This is a genomic window from Methylocystis parvus OBBP (assembly GCF_027571405.1).
Lineage (GTDB): Bacteria > Pseudomonadota > Alphaproteobacteria > Rhizobiales > Beijerinckiaceae > Methylocystis > Methylocystis parva.
On record NZ_CP092968.1, the window covers coordinates 2,811,848 to 2,836,257 of the forward strand.

Consider the following 24,410-nt stretch of genomic DNA (forward strand, 5'->3'; position numbering starts at 1 on the left):
TGTCCTCCTTCGCGACGCCGGGAGCGAGCTTCCGCCGGCGGGTGAGGAAGTTTCAGTTCGGACCGACGCCCCTACCCTCGCCTTCCGGCGTCTTTATCGCAAGCGGCTTCTCGGCGGCGGCGCCGAACCGCCGGGCGGACGTCGTCAAGAGACGCAGGCCGACTGAGATGGAAACCATATTCGCCCTCGGCACTGGCGCAGGCCGCGCCGCCATCGCGGTGATCCGGCTCTCGGGGCCTGGCGTCTGCGAAACGCTAAGCGCTTTCGCCGGCGGGCTTCCCGAGCCGCGTCGCGCCGCCTTCGTCACCCTGCGCGACCCGGATAAGGGCGAGCCCCTGGATCAGGGCTTGGCGATCTATTTTCCCGGTCCGCATTCGGCGACGGGAGAGGATTACGCCGAATTCCAGATCCATGGCGGCGGCGCGGTCATCGACGGCGTGCTCGCGGCCCTCTCGCGGCGCCCCGGCCTACGCCCAGCCGAGCCCGGCGAATTCGCCCGGCGGGGCTTCGCCAATGGCAAACTCGATCTTTCCCAGGCCGAAGCGCTGGCCGATCTCATCGACGCCCAGACCGAGGCGCAGCGGCGCCAGGCCTTGCGAATCGCGGGCGGCGCTTTGCGGCGGAAGGTCGAGGGGTGGCGGACGTCTTTTATCGAGGCGCTCGCATTAGTGGAGGCGGAGCTGGATTTCAGCGACGAGGCGGATGTCTCGGGCGTCGACATCGCACGTCTCGCGGCAATTCTCGACGTCCCCCATGCGGAGATGCTCGCCGCCCTTGAACGCGCGCCGGCCGCCGAGCGGATGCGAGATGGCTTTCTGGTCATGATTCTCGGGCGGCCGAACGCTGGCAAATCGACCCTGCTCAACGCCCTCGCCCGCCGCGACCTTGCAATCGTCTCCGCCACGCCGGGCACGACGCGGGACATGATCGAGGCGCATCTCGATCTTGATGGCCTTCCCGTCACCTTCGTCGACACGGCGGGGCTGCGAGATGCGGCCGATGAAATCGAACGGATCGGCGTCGACCGCGTGCTGGAGCGCGTCGAGACCGCCGACCTTGCTTTGTGGCTGTCTGCGGCGGGCGAAGAACCCGAATGCGTGTCGGGGGTCGAAATCGTCAAGGTCGCGACGAAGGGCGACCTTGTCGGGGCTCCATCCGGTTGGCTCGGGATCTGCGCTAAAACCGGTGCGGGGCTGGACGCTCTTTTGAAAGAAGTCTCGGATCGCGCAAAGGCGAAAATGGGGGATGGCGGGTCCGCTCTTCTCATCCGCGAAAGGCACCGCAGCGCCGTCGCCGTGGCGGCGGCGGCGGTCGACTCCGCTCTTGCCCCGGACAAGGAGTTGGAGTTTATCGCGGAGGATCTACGCTCGGCTGCGAGGGCTTTGGGGCGTATTATCGGCGCGGTGGATGTCGAGCATGTGCTCGATGCGGTCTTCTCGCGCTTTTGCATCGGGAAATGAGCGGGGGCTGTTTCACGTGAAACAGAGCTTTGACGTTGTGGTCGTGGGGGGCGGACATGCGGGCTGCGAAGCGGCTGCCGCGGCCGCTCGTCTTGGCGCGCGCACGGGGCTCGTCACCCATTCTCGCGCCACGATCGGGGTCATGTCCTGCAACCCCGCCATTGGCGGCCTCGGCAAGGGCCAACTGGTCCGGGAAATCGATGCGCTGGACGGGCTGATGGGTCGCGTCGCCGATCGAGGCGGCATCCAGTTCCGCATGCTGAACCGCTCCAAGGGACCCGCCGTTCGCGGCCCCCGCGCCCAGGCGGACCGCAAGCTCTATCGTGAGGCTATGCAGTTCGCGATTGGCGCGGTTGAAAATTTGTCGGTGATCGAAGCGGCAATCGAGGATTTGCTGGTCGAGGGCGACCGCGTCCGAGGGGTGGTGACGGGGACAGGCGAAGCGATCCGCGCCGAAGCCGTCATCATGACGACCGGCACCTTTCTCGGCGGGATGATCCATATTGGGGACGAACGCACCCCCGCCGGCCGGATGGGCGATCCGCCCGCGCTGGGCCTTTCGCGTCGTCTGCGTAATACGGGTTTCGCGGTCGGGCGCCTCAAGACCGGCACGCCGGCGCGTCTCGACGGCAAGACGATCCGCTGGGATGGCCTCGAAAAGCAATATGGCGACGAGAAGCCGGAACCGTTTTCGACGCTGACGTCGCATATTGAAAACTCGCAGATCGCTTGTGCGATCACCCGCACGACGGCGTCGTCGCATGAAATCATCCGCGCTGATCTCCACCGTTCGCCCCTCAAGACGGGCGCCATTTCCGGTCCGGGTCCGCGCTATTGCCCCTCTATCGAGGATAAGGTCACGCGCTTCGGCGATCGCGACGGTCATCAGATTTTTCTCGAGCCGGAAGGGCTCGACAACGACACCGTCTATCCCAACGGCATATCGACTTCCTTGCCTGTAGCGACGCAGGAGGCTTTCATCCGCTCCATTCCGGGACTGGAGCAGGTCCGCATCGTCCGGCCGGGCTACGCCATCGAATATGACTATGTCGATCCGCGAGAACTGTCGCCGAGCCTCGAAACGAAGCGCATCGCCGGTCTCTTCTTTGCGGGTCAGATAAACGGCACAACCGGCTATGAGGAAGCCGCTGCGCAGGGGCTCGTCGCCGGTCTCAACGCCGCGCGCCTTGCGGCTGGTCTCGCGCCGATCGTCTTCGACCGGGCGGAAGCCTATCTCGGCGTGATGATCGACGATCTCGTGACGCGGGGCGTGAGCGAGCCCTACCGGATGTTCACGTCGCGCGCCGAATATCGCCTGTCGCTGCGGGCGGACAATGCCGATGAACGTCTCACCCCCAAAGGATTTCAGATCGGCTGTATCGGTCTTGAACGCGCGGGCGTCTTTGGCGATCGGGCCGTAAAGCAGGCGCGCGCCCGCAGTTTACTGGAGAGCGTGTCGCTGACCTCGGCGGCGGCGCTAAAACAGGGGCTCCCGGTCAATCAGGACGGCCAACGCCGCAGCGGTTTCGCGCTTCTGGCTCTCCCCTCAGTATCTGTGGCGCGGCTGCGGGAAATCTGGCCGGAGCTCGGGGAGATCGATGCGGCGACGGCGGAACGCGTCGAGACCGATGCGCGCTACGCTGTTTATCTCGACCGGCAGCAGGCCGATATCGACGCCTTTCGTCGGGATGAGCAACTCGCACTACCGGAGACCCTCGATTACGACTCTATTGCAGGTCTCTCGTCCGAGCTGCGCGGCAAGCTCGCTTTTCTCAGGCCCCGCACGCTCGGCCAGGCGCAGCGGATCGACGGCATGACGCCCTCGGCTTTGACGCTTCTTGCGGCGCGGGCGCGCCGCGCGTGAGCGACGACAACCGGGCCGCAGCCCTCGAGATTGTTCCGGCCCTCGCGACGATCGAGCGCGAGCTTGGGATCTATGAAGGGCTTCTGCGCCGCTGGCAGGCTAAGATCAATCTCGTCGCGCCCAACACCTTGAACGAGATTTGGGTGCGGCATTTCGCCGATTCGGCGCAGGCCCTCGAGGCGGCTCCGAATGCGACGCTATGGGCCGATTTCGGGTCGGGAGCGGGTTTTCCCGGCCTCGTCACTGCATTGTTGCTCAAACGCGAAGAGAGCGCTCGGGTGCATCTCATCGAGAGCGACCAGCGCAAGGCCGCTTTCCTGCGCGCTGTTTCACGTGAAACAGGCGCGCCTGTCGAGGTCCATGCCGAGCGGATTGAAAAGGCGCTGCCGCCGCTCGCCAGCCAAATTCAGGCGATCAGCGCCCGCGCTCTCGCGCCCCTCGACCGGTTGGTCGAGTTGGCGCGGGAACCGTTGGAAAAAGGCGTGAAAGGCGTGTTTTTAAAGGGGGAGGAGTGGCGTGACGAATTGACCGCCGCCGAGCGCGTCAGTAACTTCAAATTCGAGACAATTCAGAGCCGCACCCATCCGCGCGCCAGATTGATCGTCATCGACAAAGCTTCAGAGGCCAATTTTGACCGGACAGAATAGCTGCCAGCGCGTTCTGGTCCTCGCCAACCAGAAGGGCGGCGTGGGCAAGACGACGACGGCGATCAATCTCGGAACGGCCCTCGCCGCCGTGGGCGAAGAAGTGCTCGTGATTGATCTCGATCCGCAGGGCAACGCGTCGACCGGTCTCGGCGTCGAGCGCAAGAGCCGCAAGATTTCGACCTATGACGTGCTGCTTGGGGAATCGAGCCTTGCGGACGCCATCGTCCAGACCGTCGTGCCCCGCCTTTCCATCGCCCCCTCGACGCTCGACCTGCTCGGCGTGGAGCTGGAGATCGCCGGCGACAAGGACCGCGCCTTCCGCCTCAAGCGCGCCCTGGCGGAACTGGCCGCGGCCGAGCGTCACGAAGACGGAAAGCGATACGACTATATTCTGATCGACTGCCCGCCTTCTCTCAACCTTCTGACGATCAACGCTCTGGCCAGCGCCGACGCCGTCGTCGTGCCCCTGCAATGCGAATTCTTCGCCCTCGAGGGTCTGTCGCAATTGCTTTCGACGGTGGATCAGGTGACGCGCACGCTGAACCCAAAATTGTCGATCCATGGCGTCGTTCTGACCATGTATGATCCGCGCAATAATCTCGCGACCCAGGTTGCGGCCGATGTGCGCCGCTTCATGGGCGACAAGGTCTATGAGACGATGATCCCGCGCAATGTGCGCGTCTCGGAGGCGCCGTCGCATGGCAAGCCGGTGCTGCTTTACGATCTGAAATGCTCCGGCAGTCAAGCTTATCTCAAGCTCGCCTCCGAAGTCATCCAGCGGGAAAAGCGGCTGCGCGCGGCCTGATCCCCTTTCCGGGCGACGCCGGTACGAGCAGGCCCGCGATCCAGTAAGGAGCGTTTGCATTATGGTGGAAGAACCGCGCCGGCGGCTGGGCCGCGGCCTCGCGGCCCTTTTAGGCGACGCCGGGGACGAGGCGCCCGCGGAGCGTCCGCGCGGGCAGCGCAAGGTCCCGATTGAATTTCTGCGTCCAAACCCGCGTAATCCCCGCACGCATTTTCGCGAGGACGACCTCGCCGATCTGACGAATTCGATTCGCGAGAAGGGCATCATTCAGCCCATCGTCGTGCGCGCCATTCCCAGCGTGGCCGACGCGTATGAGATCATCGCCGGCGAGCGTCGCTGGCGGGCCGCTCAGGCGGCGGGGATCGCCGACGTGCCGGTCGTCATCCACGAGGCGGATGACAAGGAGGCCCTCGAACTCGCCATTATCGAGAATGTCCAGCGCGCCGATCTGAACGCCATCGAAGAAGCGAAGGGCTATGAACGTCTCGGCTCCGAGTTCGACTACTCCCAGAGCGACATCGCCAAAATAATCGGCAAGAGCCGGTCGCATGTCGCCAATACGCTGCGACTTCTGAATCTTCCGGAAAGCGCCAAGGCCCTCGTCCGCGACGGCGCGATCTCGGCGGGTCATGCCCGCGCATTGCTTGCGGTCGATAATCCGGAGGCCGTCGCGCGCCAGATCGTCGAACAGGGACTCACGGTCCGCGACGTCGAGGCCATGGCTCAATCGCAGGCCAATGCGGGGTCGGAAGGCGGCTCGGCTGCGTCGGGCAAGAAATCCGCGCGCGCGGACAAGGACGCCAATACCCGCGCGCTCGAAAAGACGCTGAGTGACGCGCTCGGCATGACGGTCGACATCAAGAACCAGGGCGAGCGCGGCGAGCTGCGCATTCGCTATCAGTCTCTCGACCAGCTCGACGCGATCTGCCGCCTGTTGAGCGAGTAAGGCTCGCCAGCGTTCTGGCTTGCCGCGCCGGCCGCCGCTGGGCGGGCCGGCCATCGCAAGCAAAAGACAAAAAAAACCGGCCCGCGAGGGCCGGTTCTTTTTTTGGCGATCTTTCTTGCGGATTAGAAAGGCAGGAGCTTCGGGACGTTCCAGCCCGCGCCGAAGCGATAGGTCAGACCGGCCGAGACGACCAGAGGATTGATCTTCACCGAAGCGTTCACCGGCACGTAAACCGGGTTCAGAACCTGGGCGGTGGGCACGAAGGCGATGATGTTCGCATGCGCGTTCGGCTCCATCATGATGTATTTGACGTCGACGTTCACGCCCCACTGGTCGTTGAACATGTAGTCGGCGCCAGCCTGGCCGACGACGCCCCAGGACGGGGTGATGCTGGCCGAGTAGAAGCTGGCGTTGGCGCCCGGGATGCCGAGATTCGCGGCGGTGGAGCCCGGCACGAAGCCCAGCGACCAGCTATTATTGCCGGCGCGGGTGCCCCAATAGGCGGTGAAATTGACGCCGACGCCGAGATAGGGCTGGAAGGCGCCGAAATTGGTGAAGTGATATTGCAGCATCACCGACGGCGGGAAGACCCAGGTATGCGCCAGGCTCGAGCCGGCGAGAACGCCCGTGCCCTGAACGTGATGCGGCGTCACGCAGCAGATCGCTTCGATCGCCCAGTTCTTCGTGAGGAAATAGGCGACGTCGAGCATCGGGACGATGGAGGAGGAGATGCTCGTGTTCGCGCCCGGAACCAGCGAACCCGCGCCGGCGCTGAGGCCGGTGGCGATGCCGACGCTGCCGCCAGGAACGCCAAGGGCGGCGAGGACAGGGTTCACGGCGCCGGCGTCATAGATCTTCGCCGTGCCGTCGAGCGGAACGACGCCGCCAACCTTCAGGCGAACCTGGAAAGGATGAAACGGCTCGATAACCGGCGGCGGCGGCGGAGGAGCCTTGATGCTCGGCAAATCGGCGGCTTGAGCGGAGACCGCGGCGGCCCCCATCGCGAAAGCGGCGAAAGCGCCGCGAACAAAATCCCTCATCGGAACCCCCTGGAATTCTCTGTCGACGGTCGACGCCGACGCGCCGAGTCGCAGTGAAGTTGCATCCTTTTCAGGCCCCAGTATTTGACAAACATCAAGATATTCGTTGTGGATGGTTCATTCTTTCCCATTGTGTCACTTGCGCAACATGTTGGCGGCTGTTGCCTTGCAGCACGGCGGGCGTTAATCGAGAGGGCGTCAAACGCCCGTGACTCCCAGTAAATCCGGCGCATTCCGCGCCGCCGCGGCGCCCAAAAAAGCGCCGTCGCCTGCCGCAAGGTGCGACAACTTGACCGCAGCCCCCTCTTCCGCCGAACCCAGGGTCGACGCCGAATGCGCGAGCGCCCATGGGCTTAAGCCCGACGAATATGACCGCATCCTGAAGCTCATCGGCCGCGCGCCGACATTCACCGAACTCGGTATTTTCTCGGCGATGTGGAACGAGCATTGTTCCTACAAATCGTCGCGCATTCATTTGCGCAAGCTGCCCACAAAGGCGCCGTGGGTGATTCGCGGCCCGGGCGAGAACGCCGGCGTCATCGATATTGGCGACGGCGACGCCTGCGTCTTCAAGATGGAAAGCCACAACCATCCGAGCTTCATCGAGCCCTATCAGGGCGCCGCGACGGGCGTGGGGGGCATTTTGCGCGACGTCTTCACCATGGGCGCGCGCCCCATCGCCTGTCTGAACCTGCTGCGCTTCGGCCGGCCGGCGCATCCCAGGACGCGCCATCTCGTTTCGGGCGTCGTCGCGGGCGTCGGCGGCTATGGCAACAGCTTCGGCGTGCCGACGGTCGGGGGCTCGACGGAGTTCGATCCCTCCTATGACGGCAACATCCTCGTCAACGCAATGGCTGTCGGCCTCGCCCGCGCCGATTCCATCTTCTATTCCGCGGCCGCGGGCGTCGGAAACCCGATCGTCTATCTCGGCTCCAAGACCGGGCGCGACGGCATTCATGGCGCCACCATGGCCTCGGCCTCCTTCGAAGCCGACGCCGAGGAGAAACGCCCCACGGTTCAGGTGGGCGACCCTTTCTCCGAGAAGCTTCTGCTCGAGGCCTGTCTCGAACTCATGGCGTCCGGCGCCGTCATCGCCATTCAGGACATGGGCGCCGCCGGACTCACTTCCTCGGCCGTGGAAATGGGCGCGAAAGGCAATCTTGGCGTCGAGCTCGACCTCGACGCCGTCCCCTGCCGCGAAGAGGGCATGACGGCTTACGAGATGATGCTCTCGGAAAGCCAGGAGCGCATGCTCATGGTGCTGAAGCCTGAGCTCGAAGAACAGGCCGAAAGCATCTTCCGCAAATGGGGGCTGGATTTCGCCATTGTCGGCAAGACCACCGACACGCTGCGCTTCGTCGTGAAGCATAAGGGCGAGGTGAAGGCGGACCTGCCGATCAAGGAGCTTGGCGACGAAGCGCCGCTCTATGACCGTCCCTGGGTCGCGACGCCGAAGCCGCCCGTGATCGACGCGGCTTCCGTGAAGCCGCCTTTGTCGAACCGCGACGCGCTGCTCAAACTGCTGGCGACGCCCAATCTCTGCTCCAAGCGCTGGGTCTGGGAGCAATACGACCATCTCATTCTCGGCAATAGCGTGCGCCAGCCGGGCGGCGACGCCGCCATCATTCGCGTGAAGGACGGCCCGAAGGGGCTCGCGCTCACGACCGACGTCACGGCGCGCTATTGCGCGGCCGATCCTTATGAGGGCGGCAAGCAGGCCGTGGCCGAATGCTGGCGCAACATTACCGTGCGCGGCGCGACGCCTCTGGCCCTCACCGACAATCTCAATTTCGGCAATCCCGAGCGGCCCGAATATATGGGCCAGTTCGTCGGCTGTCTGAAGGGCATTGGCGAAGCGGCGGCGGCGCTCGATTTCCCGATCGTCTCCGGCAATGTCTCGCTCTACAACGAGACGCAGGGCGCCGGCATTCTCCCGACCCCGGCGATCGGCGGCGTCGGCGTGATCGCAGATGTCGCCAAATCCGCTCCGACGGGCTTCGCCGCCGGCGGCGAAGTCATTCTTCTGGTCGGAGAGACCAAAGGCTGGCTCGGCCAATCCGCCTATCTGGCGGAAGTCTGCGGCCGCAGGGAGGGAGCCCCGCCCCCAGTCGATCTTGAAGCCGAACGCCGCAACGGCGATTTCGTTCGCGGCCTCGCGCTGTCGGGCCGCGTCACCGCCGCGCATGATTTGTCCGATGGCGGCCTCGGCGTCGCCTTGGCCGAGATGGCGCTGGCCTCAGGCGTCGGCGTCATGGCGCCCCATGCGCCGGAGGGGCCGACGCATGCGTTTCTCTTCGGCGAGGATCAGGCGCGCTATCTTGTCACGGCGGCGACGCGGAAGGACGCCGAAGCCGTCGCCGAGGACGCGGTGAAGGCTGGCGTGGCGATCTTTTCGCTGGGCGTCACCGGCGGCGATTCCTTGAACCTCCCGGGCGAGGCGCCGATATTGCTGTCGGACTTGCGCAAAGCGCATGAAACGCCGCTCCCGGCCTATATGGCCGGGGACGACAGTGTCTTTCCCGACAATTCATGACGCAAAAAGGACGAAGCAAATGCCCATGCCCGCCACCGAGATCGAGCGGATCATCAAGGACGCCATTCCCGACGCCGTCATCGAGCTGACGGCGCTCGCCGACGACAATGATCATTGGGCGGCGACGGTCGTTTCCGAGCAGTTTCGCGGCCTCACCCGCGTGAAGCAGCACCAGCTCGTCAACGCCGCTTTCGGCGCTCGGCTCGGCGGCGAGCTCCACGCGCTGGCGCTGACGACCCGCGCGCCGTAAAACATCAGCCGCTGAAGACGGCGCCTTGAACGCCGCCCGCGAAAGGAAAGCCAAATGTCCGACATCAACAGCCGCATTCAGAGCGAGATCGCTTCCTCCGACGTCGTCCTTTTCATGAAGGGCACGCCGGCCGCGCCGCAATGCGGTTTCTCCATGCAGGTGGTGCAGATTCTCAACCATCTCGGCGTCCCGTACAAGGCGATCAACGTGCTCGCCGACGGCGAGATCCGCGAAGGCATCAAGTCCTTCTCCAACTGGCCGACCATTCCGCAGCTCTATGTGAAGAACGAATTCATCGGCGGCTGCGACATTACGCGCGAGATGTTTCAGTCGGGCGAGTTGACCGCTCTCCTCGACAAGGAAGGCGTTCCCCACGCGCAGGCCGGCAAAGCTTAAGGCCGGCCGCTTCGTGCATTTCGTGCATATGGGTTTGTAAAAAGATGCGGGCCGCTCTTCCCGGGGCGGCCCGCATCGTTTTTCGATAGGTCGCGTCGCGCCTTTCGCGGCATGCTGCAATTGCTCTTGGCGCCACAGCGGGGCGAAGATCATCCACTTTTGTATGACAGTGCAATGACGCAGACTCCGTCTCACAGGCGTCGAGGATGGTCCGGCGCTCGCCGGTCCCCTGTCGGACCGCTCTGGAGATGGAGAAAACAATGTCCCTGAAACTCGTCTTTGCCGTCGCGGCGCTGGGCGTCGCGCTCTCGTCGGTCCCCGCCTTCGCCTATGATCGGTACTTCGATTTCCACGAGGTGTGGGGCGATTCGACGCAGAAGCATCGTCGCGACGACGCGCTGAGCGCGACGCCCCGCGACGTCACGCGTCATCAGTCGCCGAACGTCTATCGGCCGGGCGCCCATGATCCCTCGGGCAACATCATCCTCGAAGGCGCCATGTAGACGCGATTCGAAGCCCCGCGAAAAAACGAGCCCCGGCGATCCGCCGGGGCTTTGTTTTGCAGGGTCTGATGAGGCCAAAAGCGTCCCTGGCATATCCCCGCAAGAAATATTTTCGTTGTGCGGCGCAGTGCGAACAGCGCGTCGCGGTTAATTCCCTGAGAGCTGGATCCATGCCGGCCGCGAGTATTGACGCGGATATATATTGACCGGATCTATGCTGACGTCCGGCCGCCCGGTTTGATTTCCGCGCCGTCCTGCGCGACTGTCCCCCGATGAATTCTCGACAGATGCGGCGCGTGCGGCCTTGCGCCCGGACGGGCGCCCGATGACGCTTCCACTCGCGCTGACTCAGGGCGACCCTTCCGGCATCGGGCCGGAGCTGACGCTCAAAGCCTATGCTTCGAAGGATGCGGCCGGCCTTCCGCCTTTCTTCGTCGTCGCCGACGCGGCGTATCTGGCGCGGGTCGCGAAAGCGCTCGCAATCGACGTGGCGATCGAGGAGACGACGCCCGCCCACGCCGCAAAGATTTTCGCGCAGGCGCTTCCTGTCGTTTCCCACGGACATGAGGTGCGGGGAGCTTTCGGGCGTCCCGAGCCAAGCGACGCGAAGACCACGATCGCCTCCATCGAAAGGGCGGTCGACCATGTCGTGACGGGAGAGGCGCGGGCTGTCGTCACCAACCCGATCGCCAAGGCCGTGCTTTACGCCGCCGGATTTGCGCATCCCGGGCATACCGAATTCCTGGGCGAATTGGCGCGGCGCCATTTTCATGCCGCGCGCCGCGCGGTGATGATGCTGTGGGCGGAGGAGCTCGCCGTCGTCCCGATCACGATCCACATTCCGCTTGCCGAGGCGCCGAAGCTTCTAACAAAAGCGTTGATCGTCGAGACGGGCGAGATCGTCGCCGGGGATATGCGCGCGCGATTTGGAATCGCCGCGCCGCGACTGGCCTTTTCGGGCCTCAATCCGCATGCCGGCGAGGACGGCGCGCTGGGACGCGAGGAAATCGAGACGATTGCGCCCGCGATAGAAGAGCTGCGCGCCAGGGGCGTCGACGCGCGCGGGCCCTTCCCAGCCGACACGATGTTTCACGCAGCCGCCCGCAAGAATTACGACGTCGCCCTCTGCCCGACTCATGATCAGGCGCTCATTCCCATCAAGACGCTGGCCTTCGACCGCGGGGTCAACGTCACGCTGGGCCTGCCTTTCGTGCGCACGTCGCCTGATCACGGAACGGCCTTCGACATCGCCGGCAAGGGCGTCGCGGACGCGACGAGCCTTATCGAAGCGATCAAGCTCGCGGGGCGGATGACGGCGTGATCGACGATCTTCCGCCCCTGCGCGAAGTCGTCGCGCGTCACGGCCTCGATGCGAAGAAGACGCTGGGTCAGAATTTTCTTTTCGACCTCAATCTCACGAGCCGCATCGCGCGCGCCGCTGGACCTTTTGAAAACACGGTGGTTGTGGAGATCGGTCCGGGCCCCGGCGGCCTCACGCGCGCATTGCTGGCTCAGGGCGCGCATGTCGTCGCCATTGAACGCGACCAGCGCTGCCTGCCCGCGCTCGCGGAAATCGCCGAGCGTTATCCCGGCCGTCTGACCGTGGTGGAGGGCGACGCGCTGGAGATCGACGTCGTCGAACTCGTGCGCCGGCGTCCGTCATGGCGAGCGAAGCGAAGCGATCTGGAGCCGCCGTCGGGCTCCTTGATTGCTCCGCCTCCGACTCGCAATGACGGCGACGCGCCGCGCGCGCGCATCTGCGCCAATCTTCCCTATAATGTCGCGACGGCGCTTCTCACCCGCTGGATCGAGGCGGAGCCCTGGCCCGCCATCTTCGACCGCTATGTGCTGATGTTTCAGAAAGAGGTGGCGCTGCGCATCGTCGCGACGCCGGCGCAGCGCGCGGATTACGGCAGGCTTGGCGTGCTGTGCGGCTGGCGCACAAAGGCGCGCATTCTTTTCGACGTCTCGCCCGCGGCCTTCACGCCGCCGCCGAAAATAACCTCGTCGGTCGTGGAGCTCGTCCCAAACCCCGCGCCGCTCGCTTGCGACAAGGCGGCGCTCGCGCGGGTGACGCAGGCCGCCTTCGGCCAGCGCCGCAAGATGCTGCGCCAGAGCCTCAAAGGGCTCGGCGTCGACGCCGGCGCGATGTTGGCGAAGGCCGGGATCGAGGAAACGCGGCGGGCCGAGGAAATCGACGTCGCGGGCTTCGTCGCGCTGGCGAACGCCCTCAGCGCGGCGCGCGGTCGAGAATGAGTTTCGCCTGCGCTTCGGCCATTTTCGCCTGCCCGGCGGCGGAGAAATGGCAATCGTCCGAGCGATTCGAGCCTGGATCGAAAGCGTCCGAATCGACGCCCGGCCAGACGCCGAGCCTTTCGTCGGCCAGCGCGCGCTGCGCCGTCTGAATCGCGTTGCCGTTCTTCCATTCCCGCATCGGCGGGCAATAAGTCGCGACGGAGACGAAAACGGGCGCCGCCATCCCCTTGGCGCGCAGCCGGGCGACAATCTTCAGGAACATGGCGCGATAGGCGTCGGGTCCGGTCTCGCCGGCATAGTCCGACTCGCCCTGATGCCAGATCACATGGGTGACGCGATAGCGCCCGGCGAGTTTGGTTGCGGTTTCGTCGAGCATGACGCCGAGATCGCCCTCGGCGAAGCGGAAGATCGGCTGTCCGCCCACGGAAGCCGGTGCGATGACGACCTTGTCGTAGCGGCCCGAGCGGATCAGCGCGTCGCCGAGCAGCGTCAGCCATTCGCCGCCAATATTGGTCGCGCCGAGCAGGGGCGAGGCGGCGGGAGCGCAGCGCTCGTCGTAAAATCCGAAAACCTTGTCGGGAAAGCTCGTCTTCGCCGGCGCCGCCGCGTGATTGGCGATGTTGGATTGGCCCGCCGCGAGGATCACGGCCGTCCGCGCGTCCTGAGAGGGGCAGGCGGTTTCCTCTTTGCCGGGAAAGGCGGCGAGGCGTCCATAGCGATCGAAGAGGAGGCCTCCGGCGCTCTCGGCTTTCGCAAACAGGGCTGCGCCGCCCGTCGCGGTCAGCGCAGCGGCGACCACAAGGGCGCGCGTTCCGTTGAGCTTGAAAAGCGGTCGTCGCATGGCGGCTCCAATTGCAGCGAAGCTCGCCCGATCATGCACGCCGTCGGGCTTCGCGCAAATAGTCCCGCAGCACGGCGGCGTTGTTCTTCTCTTCGTCCCTGGCGGCGTAGAGCAGGGTCAAACGGCCTTTGCGCGCCATGGCGCGGAGGAGCTCAATTTCCTCCTGCGCGCCGGGCCCCTTCAGCTCTTCGTGGTAGCGTTCCCGAAATTCTTCCCAGCGCGCGGCCTCATGGCCGAACCAGCGCCGTAATTCATGGCTGGGCGCGACGTCTTTCGCCCAATAATCGATCTTAGCTTTTTCCTTACTCAATCCGCGCGGCCAGAGCCGGTCGACGAGCACGCGCGCGCCATCGCTTTCCGTGGCGGGTTCATAGGCGCGCTTGAGCAGAAGGGCGTGCATGAAAGCGACATAGCGCGCCGAGCGCGGGCGACTACTCGCTCAGGAGCTTCTCGACAAAGCGCTCGATCTCCCTCTCGCGTCGCGGACGGCGCTGGCGTTCGGCGCGCAATATCGCAATGAGATCGTCGAAAGAGCGCTGAAGGTCGTCATTGACGATGACGTAGTCGTAATCCTTCCAGCGCGCGATTTCCTTGCGGGCGTTCTCCAGGCGGCGCTCGATCGCCTCTTTCGCGTCCTCGGCGCGGCGCTCGAGCCTCGCGCGCAATTCCTTCATCGACGGCGGGAGGATGAAGACGGTCACCGTATCGGCGCCCATCTTTTCGCGCACCTGGCGCGTGCCCTGATAGTCGATGTCGAAGAGACAGTCGCGTCCCTGCGCCAATATGTCTTCGACGGGGCCGCGCGGCGTGCCGTAGAAATTGCCGTGGACTTCGGCCCATTCGAGAAGATCGCCGGCGTCGCGCATCGCGGCGAATTGGCGCTCATTGATGAATCGGTAATGGATGCCGTCCACTTCGCTCGACCGGCGGGCGCGGGTCGTGACGGAGATCGACAGGGTGAGGTCAAGCGCACGGTCCTGCAGCAGCATCCGCGTCAGCGTGGTCTTGCCGGCGCCGGAGGGCGAGGAAAGAATGAGAACGACGCCGCGGCGCAGCGGGAGAGAGAGGTCCATGGCGACGATTGTCACGAGTCGGGTGCATCGGCAATAGGCAATCGGATTGTCGCTTTCAACCGCGGCCGCGCCTTACTCGACATTTTGCACCTGTTCGCGCAGTTGCTCGACCTCGATCTTGAGCTCCAGGCCGATCGACGTCAGCTCGGGATCGTTGGATTTGGCGCAGAGCGTATTGGTTTCGCGCGAGAACTCCTGCGCGAGGAAATCGAGGCGCCGGCCGATCGGCCCGCCATCGGCGAGAAGCTTCTGTGCGCCCGCGACATGGGCCTTCAGCCGGTCGAGCTCCTCGCGAATGTCGGCCTTCACCGCGAGCAGGACGGCCTCCTGATGCAGGCGCGCCGGATCGAGAGTCTCGGCGGTCTCCAGCAGACGCGTCACCTGCTGGGCGAGCCGTCGCCGCACTGCTTCCGGCTGGCGGCCGGGCGCCGCGTCGGCCTGCGCGGTCAGCGCCGCGATCCGCGTCAGCCTTTCGCCAAGGACGACGGCGAGGGCCGAGCCTTCGGCGCATCGCGACGCCAGCAGCTCTTTGAGCGCCGCTTCCAGCGCGGCGAGCATGCTCGCTTCGAGCGCCGCCCGCTGGGCGTCGTCGTCCTCGGGCTCGACCACCTCGACGACGCCCCGGATCGAGAGCAGGCCGTCGAGCGAGGCCGGCCGCAGACTCGCATGCAGCGGGACGTCGTCCAGCGCGGCGAGGAGTCGGTCGAGCGCCGCGCGGTTGACGCGCGCCGCGCCTTCCGCCTCGGCGCGCTTGGCGGAGAGGCTGGCGAACGCCGAACCCCGCGCGAGCCGGGCCGAGATCGCCGCGCGCGCCTTGATTTCGACCGCGTCGAAGCCGGGAGGAACCCGCAACCGCAGATCGAGCCCCTTGGCGTTGACGCTTTTCAGCTCCCAGGCGTAGCTCCAGGGCCCGAGGCTCCCGCGCGCGCGGGCGAAGCCGGTCATGCTGGCGACGGCGGAGGAAGTCATTTTAGGGCTCCTGAAAGCAAAAACGCGCCCCGGCTTCAGAGCGCGCTGATGGAAAGCAGGCGACGGCCTCGCGCCTTGGCGCAGGCGGGAAAACTAGCGCAGATTGGCCGCGGATGGGACGGTCTTGGCGGAAGTGAGGTCCCAGCTTCTGTCGCGCAGCGGATCGAGGGACGTGCCTTCCGACGCGTCGAAGGCGCGCGGGCGGGCGCGCTGGGGAGCGGTCGGCGCAAGCGCGATCGGCGTCTCCGCCGAGACGGCCGCCGCCGCTTCTTCCGGCGCGACTCTGGCCCCGACGGCGTCGGTGGGAAGCTCGTCCGACCCCGCCGAAAGGCCGAGGCGCGCGGCGCGGGCCTTCTGCTCGGCGCGGCGGGCGGGCGAAACGGGATAGGCGGCGATGTCCGCCATGCCGTCGGGCAGGGCCTTCCCATCGGCGCTCTCCCGCGCCATCATGTCCGGGCCGATCGCGCCTTCCTCGCCATCGGCGCCGGAGAGCGGCCCCGGCCCGGCGGAAGCGAGAAGCTCTTCGCTGAAATGGGCCGTCGGCGATTTCGGCTGGGCCGGGTCCTCGGTGAAATAGGGCCGGGCGACGCGGAGTTTCGAAAGGTGCGACGCGGCGTCGGCCGTCGGGTCCTCATGGCCGCCGAGGAAAAAGGCGGCGCCGGCCGGTGAGAATTTGCCGAGCCGGTGCGTCGCGCCTTCGTCCGGAGCCATGACCCGGCCGACGCTATAGTCGTCATGGCCGTCCAGCGTAACGAGCCGCCCGAGCGGCGCCTCTGTGCGCTTGTCGCTCTTGGGCGCGGCTGGCGGCACGGCGGCGGGGATGGTCTGATCGATCCCCGCGGGCGGGGCCGCCTTGCGGTCCTGCTCGATCTTTCGCCAATTCTGGACATTGCGCGAATGCTGGTCGAGCGACTCCGCGAAGATATGTCCGCCCGCGCCGTCCGCGACGAAATAGAGGTCGCGCGTATTGGCCGGACTGGCGGTAGCTTCGAGCGCGGCGCGGCCCGGATTGGCGATCGGACCCGGCGGGAGGCCGTCGATCGCATAGGTGTTGTAGGGCGTCCATTTCTCGATTTCCGACCGCAGGATGCCGTGGCCGAGCGTGGCTTTGCCGCCGACAAGGCCGTAGACGATGGTCGGGTCGGATTGGAGCCGCATGCCCTTGCGCAGGCGGTTCATGAAGACCGCGGCGACGCGCGGGCGCTCTTCCGACTTGCCGGTCTCCTTCTCGACGATCGAGGCGAGCGTCACGAGATCCCAGGGCGATTTCAGCGGCAGGTCCCTGGCGCGCTTGGCCCAGATCTGTTCGACGATCTTGCGCTGATCGTCCTGCATTTTCGAGATCAGCTTGGCGCGCGGAAAGCCGCGCGGGAATTTGTACGTCTCCGGCAGAAGCGCGCCTTCCTTGGGCGTCTCCAGAATGTCGCCGGCGAGGAGATCCGTCTCGCGCAGGCGCTGGGCGATCTGCTCGCTCGTCAGCCCCTCGGGAATGGTGAGGCTATGCATGAGCTGCTTGCCGGCGACGAGCTCGTCGATCACCTCGCGCAGGCTGGCTTTCTTCTTGAAGAGATATTCGCCGGGCTTGAGCTTGCTGCGCGCCCCTTCGACCAGCAGCGCGAAATTCAAGAGGCCGGGGCTGTCGATCACGCCCTCCCGCTCGAGCTGGGCGACCATTTCGGGCAGGTCGCTGCGCGGCGGCAGATAGACGATCTTGTCGGCGGCGAGCGGGCCGGGCTCCTTGAGCTTGTGCAGCGTCGCAATGACCCCGAAGACGCCGGCGACGAGCGAGACGAGCAGAAAGCTCAGAAAGCCGCTCATTGCGGAGAGCGTCCCTTCGCGTCGTTTTTTCTTCTTCGGCGGCGGCGCGGGCGGGGCCTCGGGCTGCAGGGTCTGCTTGCCGGCCGGCAGCGCGGCCCGGCGTCGGAAGAAGGAGCCGCCGCCCGCCTCCTCTCGCGCCTGCTCCGGCGCTTTCGCCTCGACGACGATGTCGGGGGCGCGCGCCTGCGCCGCCATTGGCGGCTCGGCCGGCTTCGCTTGAATATCCGCGGGCGCCGTCGCCGTCGTCTCGACATCCGCGGCCCGTTCAGCCGATTTCGCCGGCTCCGGCGCGCCTTCGGCGACGGGCTCCGTCTTCGGCGATTCGGCGGGCGCTTCGTTCAGCTTATCGGGCGCGGCCGCCGCCGCCTCGGGCGCCGTCTGCGGCTTACCCTCTTCGCCCGGCGCTGCGCCCTTGTCACCCGTCTCGTCGGACATAATCGTCATCACGCCAATCCAGAGCCACCCCGAACCAAGCGCCCGAAGGGGCTTGTCGCCAACTGCTTACACTATTGGACATTGTGGCGAATTCAGGAACGGGCGGACATGGTTAACAGGCAGGCGCGCCGGACGATAGCAACCGCCCGGCTCATCCCCTGAAAAATATTGCACACGCTTGAGCTTACGCGAGTTTGCGGAAAAGCAGCGAGGCGTTGGTGCCGCCGAATCCGAAAGAATTCGACAGCGCGACATTGATCTCCCGCTCCCGCGCCGTTTTCGGCACGAGATCGATCGCCGTCTCGACGGAGGGGTTGTCGAGATTGCGGGTCGGCGGCGCGGCGTTGTGCGTCATGGCGAGAATCGTGAAGACCGCCTCGACCGCGCCGGCGCCGCCCAACAGATGGCCGATGGCCGATTTGGTCGACGACATCGAGAGTTTCGGCTCGATATTGCCGATGAGCCGCTCGACCGCCTTGAGTTCGATCTCGTCGCCGAGCGGCGTCGAGGTGCCGTGGGCGTTGACGTAATCGATCTCGCTGACAGGCAGGCCGGACCGCTTCAACGCCGCCTTCATGCAGCGATAGGCGCCGTCGCCGTCCGGCGTCGGCGCGGTGATGTGAAACGCGTCGCCGGACATGCCATAGCCGATCAGCTCGGCGTAAATCTTCGCGCCGCGCGCCTTGGCGTGCTCATATTCCTCGAGCACCACGCAGCCGGCGCCTTCCCCCAGCACGAAGCCGTCGCGGTCCCTGTCATAGGGGCGCGAGGCGTCGGCGGGGCGGTCGTTGAAGCCGGTGGTGAGCGCGCGGCAGGCCGCGAATCCGGCGACGCCGATCCGGTTCACCGGCGATTCGGCGCCGCCCGCCACCATGACGTCCGCGTCGCCCATGGCGATGATGCGCGCCGCGTCGCCGACGGCGTGGGTGCCGGTGGCGCAGGCCGTCACCACGGCGTGGTTCGGCCCCTTGAGGCTGTGCAGGATAGAGACGTAGCCGGCCACGAGATTGATGATGCGGCCCGAGACGAAGAAGGGCGACACGCGGCGCGGACCCTTTTCCTTCAGCGTCAGCGACGTCTCGTAAATGCCGCCGAGGCCGCCAATGCCGGAGCCGATGAGGACGCCGGTCGATTCCTGCTTTTCCGGCGTGTCGGCCTTCCAGCCGGCGTCCGCAAGCGCCTGGGTGGCGGCGGCGACGCCATAGACGATGAAATCGTCGACCTTGCGCTGCTCCTTCGGATCGAACCAGTCGTCCGCATTGAAGGTCCCGTCGGAGCCGTCGCCGCGCGGGATCATGGCCGCGATCTGACAGGCGAGGTCGGAAGTCTCGAAAGTGTCGATGCGGCGGAAGCCGTGCTCGCCGGCGACAAGACGCCGCCAATTCGTTTCGACGCCGCAGCCCAAAGGCGACACGACGCCCAGGCCGGTGACGACCACCCTGCGCATGGCTAACTCTCGAATTCTTGCGGTTCAGTCAAGCAAACCGCCCGTCGATCTGTCGTCGGGCGGCTGAGATGTTCAGACGCGCCAGTTTCGGCGGCGCTTCTGCGGCGTTCCTCAGGCGGCCTTGGCCTTTTCCAGGAACTTCACCGCATCGCCGACGGTCAGAATGGTCTCGGCCGCATCGTCCGGAATTTCGACGCCGAACTCTTCCTCGAAAGCCATGACCAGCTCGACCGTGTCGAGCGAGTCGGCGCCCAGATCGTCGATGAAATTGGCCTTGTCGACGACCTTTTCGGGCTCGACGCCGAGATGTTCGACAACAATCTTCTTCACGCGCTCGGCGACATCGCTCATGTGATTTAGTCCCTGTTGCTGTGGTGCGCTCGCACCGATTCGGCGATGCGGGCGTCGCCCGCTCGCCGTGTCCTCCAAAAGATTTCTTGAGCGCCGACCGCGTTCCGAAGGCGGCGCTCAGCGCTCGAGCCTTTGACTTACGGAAATACGGCGGCGCCGCCCCTCACGCGGCGTCGGTCTGGTAACACACTTCGTTTTCCTTGGCGAGAGGGCCAAAAGGCCCGGGACCCCGGAAAACCGCCAATGCGGGAGCCCGCGGCGCGACGGCGAAAAGCCGCAGGCGCCACCGCTCGCGCGCCGGCCGTCAGATCATCGCCATGCCGCCATTCACATGCAGCGTCTGGCCGGTGACGTAACCGGCCTCCGGGCTCGCCAGATAAACGACCGCGGCGGCGACGTCGGCCCCCGATCCCAGCCGACCGGCCGGCACGCGGGAGAGGATCGCCTGCTTTTGCGCGTCGTTGAGTTCGTCGGTCATCGGGCTTTCGATGAAACCGGGCGCGACGCAATTGACGGTCACGCCGCGCGAAGCGACCTCGCCGGCCAGAGATTTGGACATGCCGATCATGCCGGCCTTCGCCGCCGCATAATTGCCCTGACCCGGATTGCCGGTGACGCCGACCACCGAGGTGATGCCGATGATGCGGCCGAAGCGCTTCTTCATCATGCCGCGCAGCGCGGCGCGCGAGAGCCGGAACGCCGCGGTCAGATTGATCTCCATGACCGCGTCCCAATCCTCGTCCTTGAGGCGCATGAACAGCATGTCCCGCGTGACGCCGGCGTTGTTGACGAGAATGTCGACGCTTCCCATCGCCGCTTCAGCGGCGGGGATCAGCTTGTCGGCGTCGGCGCGGTCGGAGAGATTGCAGGGCAGAACGCAGGTCGCTCCGCCGATCTCGGCGTCGAGCGCGTCGAGCGCCTCCTTGCGGGTGCCGGACAGCGCGACGGCCGCCCCCGCATCGACGAGCGCGCGGGCGATGTCCTTGCCGATGCCCCCGCTCGCGCCGGTGACCAGCGCCGTTTTGCCAGACAGATCGAACATCCCGTGCCTCCCTCCTCCGCACGCCGCTTCGCGCGGCTGCGCATTATTGCGCCCCCCTTTAACCCGAATTCGGGAAATTGCGAGGCCTAAGCGCGCGCGGCGTAAAGAGGATAGGGGAAATTCAGTCTCCGGGGCGCGGCCCGAGGTCTCGAACTGGGAGTCGTTACGGCCGTTCCGGCGCGCCCGTCAGCCTGTGGCCGCGCGAATCCGCAGGGATGTTGGCGCCAGCGAGCAGCCTCCTAACAAATCTGCAAAAAATATGGCTAAGATATTGTTTAAATGCGGCGTTCCAAGCGTGGCGAAAGTACAACACCGCCGCGTTTTCATCGCTTCTACGCCCAAAATCATCCTTGCATTGGTTGCTTTCGAAAGCTCCATTTGAACAGAGTCGCCCCGCTTGGGGTCCGCATCGCGTTTACGCCCGCCAAGTCGGGGCAGGTGCGGGTCATTGGTTCTGACTTGTGCAAAGGATTACCGTTATGAAGTCCACGCTTTCGGCTATCGCTCTGGCGGCCGCTCTCGCCGCCGGCGCGGCGCAGGCCGCGGACCTTCCGTCCCGGAAAGCCCCGCCCCCGGCCTATATCCCGCCCCCGCCGGTTCTGACCTGGACCGGTTTCTACGCCGGTCTCAACCTCGGCGGCGGCTGGCAGGCTCAGTCCTCCAGCAACGCCTGGTGGGGCAACAACTCCAACTCCGGCGGCGTCGTCGGCGGCGGCCAGATCGGCTATAACTACCAGTTCTCGCCCTGGCTCGTGGTCGGCCTCGAGACCGACTTCCAGGGCGCGTCCATCGGCGGCGGCGGGGCGAACAACGCCTGGGCCGTGGCTTGGGGCGGCTGGGGCGGCTCCACCGCCCGCATCAACTGGTTCGGCACGGTTCGCGGCCGCGCCGGCATCACCTTCCCGGGCATGCCCACCCTGCTGCTCTACGGCACGGGCGGCTTCGCCTATGCCGACGTACAGCGTAACTTCTGGTGGAACCAGAACAGCGCCGTTCAGACGGGCTGGACCGTCGGCGGCGGCGGCGAGTGGATGTTCATGCCGAACTGGTCCGCCAAGGTCGAATATCTCTACACGGACGTTTCCGGCAACAACCAGAACTGGGCGTTCAACCCCGGCATTGGCCTCAACAACGTCAACAACCACACCCGCTTCCACACGGTCCGCGCGGGCGTGAACTACCACTTCAACTTTGGCGCGACCGCTCCGGTCCTCGCCAAATACTGATCGGTTTCCGAACCGGTTTCAGAAAGCCCGGCCGGCGCGGCCGGGCTTTTTCTTTTGGATCGTCAGAAGGCGCGATAGGCGTCGAGATCGGCCGGGGCGCCGACCGAGACGGCCGTCGCGCCGGGCGCGATGCGCTTCAAAAGGCCGGCGAGCACCTTGCCCGAGCCGCATTCAACGAATTTGTCGACGCCCTGGCCGGCGATATAGGCGACGCATTCGCGCCAGCGCACCGCGCCCGTCACCTGCTCCACCAGAAGCTTGCGAATCGTCTCCGGATCCGCGGTCGGCAAGGCGGTGACATTGGCGATGACCGGAACCTTCGGAGCCGAGATGGCGGCGGTTGCGAGCGCGGCTTCCATGGCGTCGGCGGCGGGCTGCATCAGGGCGCAATGGAAGGGCGCGGAGACGGGCAGCAGCACGGCGCGCTTGATTCCCTTTTCCCTGGCGATCTCCATCGCCTTCTCGACGGCCGCCTTCGCGCCCGAAATGACGACCTGTCCGCCGCCATTGTCGTTCGCCACCTGGCAGCAAGCGGATAGGCTCGAGGCCGCCTCGCCGGCGATCTCCTTCGCCTGATCGAGCTCCGCGCCGAGCAGCGCCGCCATGGCGCCTTCGCCGACCGGAACGGCCTTCTGCATGGCGTCGCCGCGAATGCGCAGGAGCTTCGCCGTGTCGGCGACGGAGAGCGCCCCGGCGGCGGCGAGCGCTGAATATTCGCCGAGGGAATGGCCGGCGACGAAGGCGGCGTCGCGCGCGAGATCGAGGCCGCATTCGGCCTCCAGAATCCGGATCGCCGCGAGCGAGACCGCCATCAGCGCCGGCTGGGCGTTGGCGGTCAGCGTCAGCTCATTCTCCGGCCCGTCGAACATGAGCGTCGAGAGCGGCTGCGACAGCGCCGAATCGACTTCCTCGAAGACGGCGCGCGCGGGGGCGAAGCTCTCGGCCAGCGCCTTGCCCATGCCCACCGCCTGCGAGCCCTGTCCGGGGAAAATAAAAGCCTTCGCCATGCGCAACCGCCCTTTCCTTCGTGTTCATTTCGCGCCGCGAGTGGCATTGGGGGGCGCGCCATGTCAAGTTTGCCCGAGGGCGCGGGGCGGAGAGCGAAGATGATCGACAAGCATCGCCATTGCGGTTGCGCGCGGGGCTTGAATCGCCGCGCCACTCTCCTCGGCATGGGCTGTGCGGGCCTTGCAGCGGCTTTTGGGACCGCGCCGGCGTCGGCCAGGGCGGTGGTCTCCCGCCCTGCGCGCCGAAGACGAAAGCTTCATGCGGCTGCGGCTCGCGGAAGCGGCGAAGGGCGATTTCTCCTTCGGCGCCGTCATCGCGCGGGAGGGCAAGCTCGCCGCGACCGGCCGCAATAGCGGGATCAGGACCAACGATCCGACGGCCCATGGCAAGATGGTGGCGATCCGCAATTTCTGCGCGTCGCGCCTCGCCGCCGAGCTGAAAGGCGCGACGACCGGCGAGCCCTGCTCCATGTGCATGGGCGCGATTCTCTGGAGCGGCTTCGGGCGGCTGGTCTATGCGGCGTCGATCGATGAGCTTTCGACGCGGATCGGCCAGATCATGACGCCGAGCAAATCGCTCCCCGAGGCCGCGCCATTTGAAACGATCGACATTACGGGCGGCGTGCTGGCGGCGGAGGCGCTGGCGTTGTTTAAATAGGGGCGTCGCCCGCCCGGCAGGAAGCGCCGCCTTATTTCGTGTGGTTGACACTGCCTCCGGTTGGACCCATTTTATGTCCAAATGGAACGGGAATGCTCGTTCGGCGTCGCGGCCTCGGGGAAGCTCGGGGCCTTTCGCTTGTTTAGGGGAAGATTTTCAGGCCATACCCTTTCACTATGCCGCTTGCGCTTCTCCGGAGCTTGGTTTCGATCAAATCGTAGGCCCGGTTGGGCTGCGCCGGATTGATGACATGACGGCCGATGGGATGCGCCACCAGATCGGCGACCTGCAAGCCCGCCGAATTGTGTCTCTTGTCCATGAAGCGAATGTCGAGATTGGGCATGCGACCGACCTGATTTTGTCCATCCGCTATACGACGAAACTCCAATTCAAGTTTGGCGTCTTCGGATTTGCCACGTCGTTCCACAATCACATGCGTCGCTCGGCTTGATTGGCCACGCTCATGGAGCCATCTCTGCAATCTTTCGCACAATCCCGTTCACCCGTTCAATAAACGAGGCTCTCACCATCGGATTGAGAAGAATGCTGAACTCGACATGGGCCTTTCGGATCTCATGACTATGCAACACCACGCAGTCATGGCCGAAAAATTCGAACTTGAGGCGCTGCACCAACGGCACAACGGTTTCCACGTAGGCGCGCTTTTCGAAAATGCAGAACGCCAGGACGAAAACAGGATTTTGAGGATTTATGGACGTCAGGCTATGGTCGCCGCTCTCGTCGACATACGCGATGTAATCGCTGAAATTCATTCGATGGTCGATCTAAGAAAGAAAGCGGCGTGTTGAACCCGGATTAACCGGTGGCGCGCGAGCGTCGCCA

26 protein-coding genes are annotated in these 24,410 nt (G+C 65.5%); 13 read left to right on the forward strand and 13 right to left on the reverse strand.

Going from position 1 to position 24,410, the window contains the following annotated elements; translation table 11 throughout:
• Window positions 1-52: 52 nt before the first annotated feature.
• Complete coding sequence (locus MMG94_RS13650; protein ID WP_270109505.1) at window positions 53-178, reverse strand: hypothetical protein; 126 nt, start codon at window positions 176-178, stop codon at window positions 53-55.
• On the opposite strand from MMG94_RS13650, the gene mnmE reads away from it, so the two are divergent.
• The 5 genes from mnmE to MMG94_RS13675 all read left to right on the forward strand — a co-directional run bounded on the left by mnmE (window position 168) and on the right by MMG94_RS13675 (window position 5,722).
• The gene (mnmE, locus tag MMG94_RS13655; RefSeq protein ID WP_016918596.1) at window positions 168-1,460 is read left to right on the forward strand and encodes a tRNA uridine-5-carboxymethylaminomethyl(34) synthesis GTPase MnmE; all 1,293 of its coding nucleotides are present in this window, start codon (window positions 168-170) and stop codon (window positions 1,458-1,460) included. The genes MMG94_RS13650 and mnmE overlap by 11 nt on opposite strands.
• Window positions 1,426-3,324 (forward strand): tRNA uridine-5-carboxymethylaminomethyl(34) synthesis enzyme MnmG, encoded by a 1,899-nt coding sequence (gene mnmG / locus MMG94_RS13660; RefSeq protein WP_051001076.1) that lies wholly within the window; start codon window positions 1,426-1,428, stop codon window positions 3,322-3,324. Before mnmE ends, mnmG begins: the two co-directional genes overlap by 35 nt.
• The gene (rsmG, locus tag MMG94_RS13665) at window positions 3,321-3,971 is read left to right on the forward strand and encodes a 16S rRNA (guanine(527)-N(7))-methyltransferase RsmG (RefSeq protein WP_016918594.1); all 651 of its coding nucleotides are present in this window, start codon (window positions 3,321-3,323) and stop codon (window positions 3,969-3,971) included. Before mnmG ends, rsmG begins: the two co-directional genes overlap by 4 nt.
• Entirely contained in the window at window positions 3,955-4,776 is an 822-nt protein-coding gene (locus MMG94_RS13670) for a ParA family protein (protein ID WP_016918593.1), read from the forward strand. The genes rsmG and MMG94_RS13670 overlap by 17 nt, the downstream gene beginning before the upstream one ends.
• Window positions 4,777-4,837: 61 nt before the next feature.
• Window positions 4,838-5,722: a ParB/RepB/Spo0J family partition protein gene (locus MMG94_RS13675; RefSeq protein ID WP_016918592.1), complete on the forward strand. Its 885-nt coding sequence runs from the start codon at window positions 4,838-4,840 to the stop codon at window positions 5,720-5,722.
• A 122-nt stretch (window positions 5,723-5,844) separates the two neighbouring features.
• On the opposite strand, the gene MMG94_RS13680 is transcribed toward MMG94_RS13675, so the two are convergent.
• Window positions 5,845-6,762: an OmpW/AlkL family protein gene (locus tag MMG94_RS13680; RefSeq protein ID WP_016918591.1), complete on the reverse strand. Its 918-nt coding sequence runs from the start codon at window positions 6,760-6,762 to the stop codon at window positions 5,845-5,847.
• A gap of 289 nt (window positions 6,763-7,051) precedes the next feature.
• Between MMG94_RS13680 and purL the strand changes: the two genes are divergently transcribed.
• The 6 genes from purL (at window position 7,052) to rsmA (ending at window position 12,700) form a co-directional block, all read left to right on the forward strand.
• A complete protein-coding gene (purL, locus tag MMG94_RS13685) occupies window positions 7,052-9,295 on the forward strand; it encodes a phosphoribosylformylglycinamidine synthase subunit PurL (protein ID WP_016918590.1) in 2,244 nt (747 codons plus the stop codon).
• A gap of 19 nt (window positions 9,296-9,314) precedes the next feature.
• Window positions 9,315-9,545: a BolA/IbaG family iron-sulfur metabolism protein gene (locus MMG94_RS13690; protein WP_016918589.1), complete on the forward strand. Its 231-nt coding sequence runs from the start codon at window positions 9,315-9,317 to the stop codon at window positions 9,543-9,545.
• Between the two features lie 54 nt (window positions 9,546-9,599).
• Window positions 9,600-9,941, forward strand: a complete 342-nt coding sequence (grxD, locus tag MMG94_RS13695) for a Grx4 family monothiol glutaredoxin (RefSeq protein WP_016918588.1) — start codon at window positions 9,600-9,602, stop codon at window positions 9,939-9,941.
• A 260-nt stretch (window positions 9,942-10,201) separates the two neighbouring features.
• The gene (locus MMG94_RS13700; protein ID WP_244415199.1) at window positions 10,202-10,444 is read left to right on the forward strand and encodes a hypothetical protein; all 243 of its coding nucleotides are present in this window, start codon (window positions 10,202-10,204) and stop codon (window positions 10,442-10,444) included.
• Window positions 10,445-10,769: 325 nt separating this feature from the next.
• Entirely contained in the window at window positions 10,770-11,765 is a 996-nt protein-coding gene (gene pdxA, locus MMG94_RS13705; protein ID WP_016918586.1) for a 4-hydroxythreonine-4-phosphate dehydrogenase PdxA, read from the forward strand.
• Entirely contained in the window at window positions 11,762-12,700 is a 939-nt protein-coding gene (gene rsmA, locus MMG94_RS13710) for a 16S rRNA (adenine(1518)-N(6)/adenine(1519)-N(6))-dimethyltransferase RsmA (RefSeq protein WP_016918585.1), read from the forward strand. The genes pdxA and rsmA overlap by 4 nt, the downstream gene beginning before the upstream one ends.
• Here rsmA and MMG94_RS13715 read toward each other — a convergent pair.
• The 8 genes from MMG94_RS13715 to fabG all read right to left on the reverse strand — a co-directional run bounded on the left by MMG94_RS13715 (window position 12,675) and on the right by fabG (window position 20,676).
• Window positions 12,675-13,541: a sialate O-acetylesterase gene (locus MMG94_RS13715; RefSeq protein WP_016918584.1), complete on the reverse strand. Its 867-nt coding sequence runs from the start codon at window positions 13,539-13,541 to the stop codon at window positions 12,675-12,677. The two genes, rsmA and MMG94_RS13715, sit on opposite strands and share 26 nt — an antisense overlap.
• Before the next feature lie 31 nt (window positions 13,542-13,572).
• Window positions 13,573-13,941, reverse strand: coding sequence for a DUF488 domain-containing protein (locus tag MMG94_RS13720; RefSeq protein WP_016918583.1), 369 nt, complete (start codon window positions 13,939-13,941; stop codon window positions 13,573-13,575).
• Window positions 13,942-13,972: 31 nt separating this feature from the next.
• Window positions 13,973-14,614: a guanylate kinase gene (gene gmk / locus MMG94_RS13725; RefSeq protein WP_016918582.1), complete on the reverse strand. Its 642-nt coding sequence runs from the start codon at window positions 14,612-14,614 to the stop codon at window positions 13,973-13,975.
• A gap of 72 nt (window positions 14,615-14,686) precedes the next feature.
• On the reverse strand, window positions 14,687-15,583 hold the full coding sequence (locus MMG94_RS13730; RefSeq protein WP_016918581.1) for a YicC/YloC family endoribonuclease: 897 nt from the start codon (window positions 15,581-15,583) through the stop codon (window positions 14,687-14,689).
• 93 nt (window positions 15,584-15,676) lie between these two features.
• Window positions 15,677-17,845 carry an endolytic transglycosylase MltG gene (gene mltG, locus MMG94_RS13735; protein WP_016918580.1) on the reverse strand — a complete coding sequence of 723 codons (2,169 nt, stop codon included), beginning with the start codon at window positions 17,843-17,845 and terminating at the stop codon, window positions 15,677-15,679.
• Window positions 17,846-18,020: 175 nt separating this feature from the next.
• Window positions 18,021-19,283 carry a beta-ketoacyl-ACP synthase II gene (gene fabF, locus MMG94_RS13740; RefSeq protein WP_020372398.1) on the reverse strand — a complete coding sequence of 421 codons (1,263 nt, stop codon included), beginning with the start codon at window positions 19,281-19,283 and terminating at the stop codon, window positions 18,021-18,023.
• 111 nt (window positions 19,284-19,394) lie between these two features.
• On the reverse strand, window positions 19,395-19,634 hold the full coding sequence (locus MMG94_RS13745; protein WP_016918578.1) for an acyl carrier protein: 240 nt from the start codon (window positions 19,632-19,634) through the stop codon (window positions 19,395-19,397).
• A gap of 304 nt (window positions 19,635-19,938) precedes the next feature.
• Window positions 19,939-20,676: a 3-oxoacyl-[acyl-carrier-protein] reductase gene (gene fabG, locus MMG94_RS13750; RefSeq protein ID WP_016918577.1), complete on the reverse strand. Its 738-nt coding sequence runs from the start codon at window positions 20,674-20,676 to the stop codon at window positions 19,939-19,941.
• 479 nt (window positions 20,677-21,155) lie between these two features.
• On the opposite strand from fabG, the gene MMG94_RS13755 reads away from it, so the two are divergent.
• Entirely contained in the window at window positions 21,156-21,902 is a 747-nt protein-coding gene (locus MMG94_RS13755) for an outer membrane protein (RefSeq protein WP_016918576.1), read from the forward strand.
• A gap of 62 nt (window positions 21,903-21,964) precedes the next feature.
• Here MMG94_RS13755 and fabD read toward each other — a convergent pair whose 3' ends face one another.
• Window positions 21,965-22,909: an ACP S-malonyltransferase gene (fabD, locus tag MMG94_RS13760; protein WP_016918575.1), complete on the reverse strand. Its 945-nt coding sequence runs from the start codon at window positions 22,907-22,909 to the stop codon at window positions 21,965-21,967.
• A gap of 259 nt (window positions 22,910-23,168) precedes the next feature.
• On the opposite strand from fabD, the gene MMG94_RS13765 reads away from it, so the two are divergent.
• On the forward strand, window positions 23,169-23,567 hold the full coding sequence (locus tag MMG94_RS13765) for a nucleoside deaminase (RefSeq protein WP_016918574.1): 399 nt from the start codon (window positions 23,169-23,171) through the stop codon (window positions 23,565-23,567).
• A gap of 142 nt (window positions 23,568-23,709) precedes the next feature.
• Here MMG94_RS13765 and MMG94_RS13770 read toward each other — a convergent pair whose 3' ends face one another.
• Window positions 23,710-24,000: a DUF3800 domain-containing protein gene (locus tag MMG94_RS13770; protein ID WP_270111327.1), complete on the reverse strand. Its 291-nt coding sequence runs from the start codon at window positions 23,998-24,000 to the stop codon at window positions 23,710-23,712.
• 28 nt (window positions 24,001-24,028) lie between these two features.
• Entirely contained in the window at window positions 24,029-24,340 is a 312-nt protein-coding gene (locus MMG94_RS13775) for a DUF3800 domain-containing protein (protein WP_270109526.1), read from the reverse strand.
• Between the last annotated feature and the right edge of the window lie 70 nt (window positions 24,341-24,410).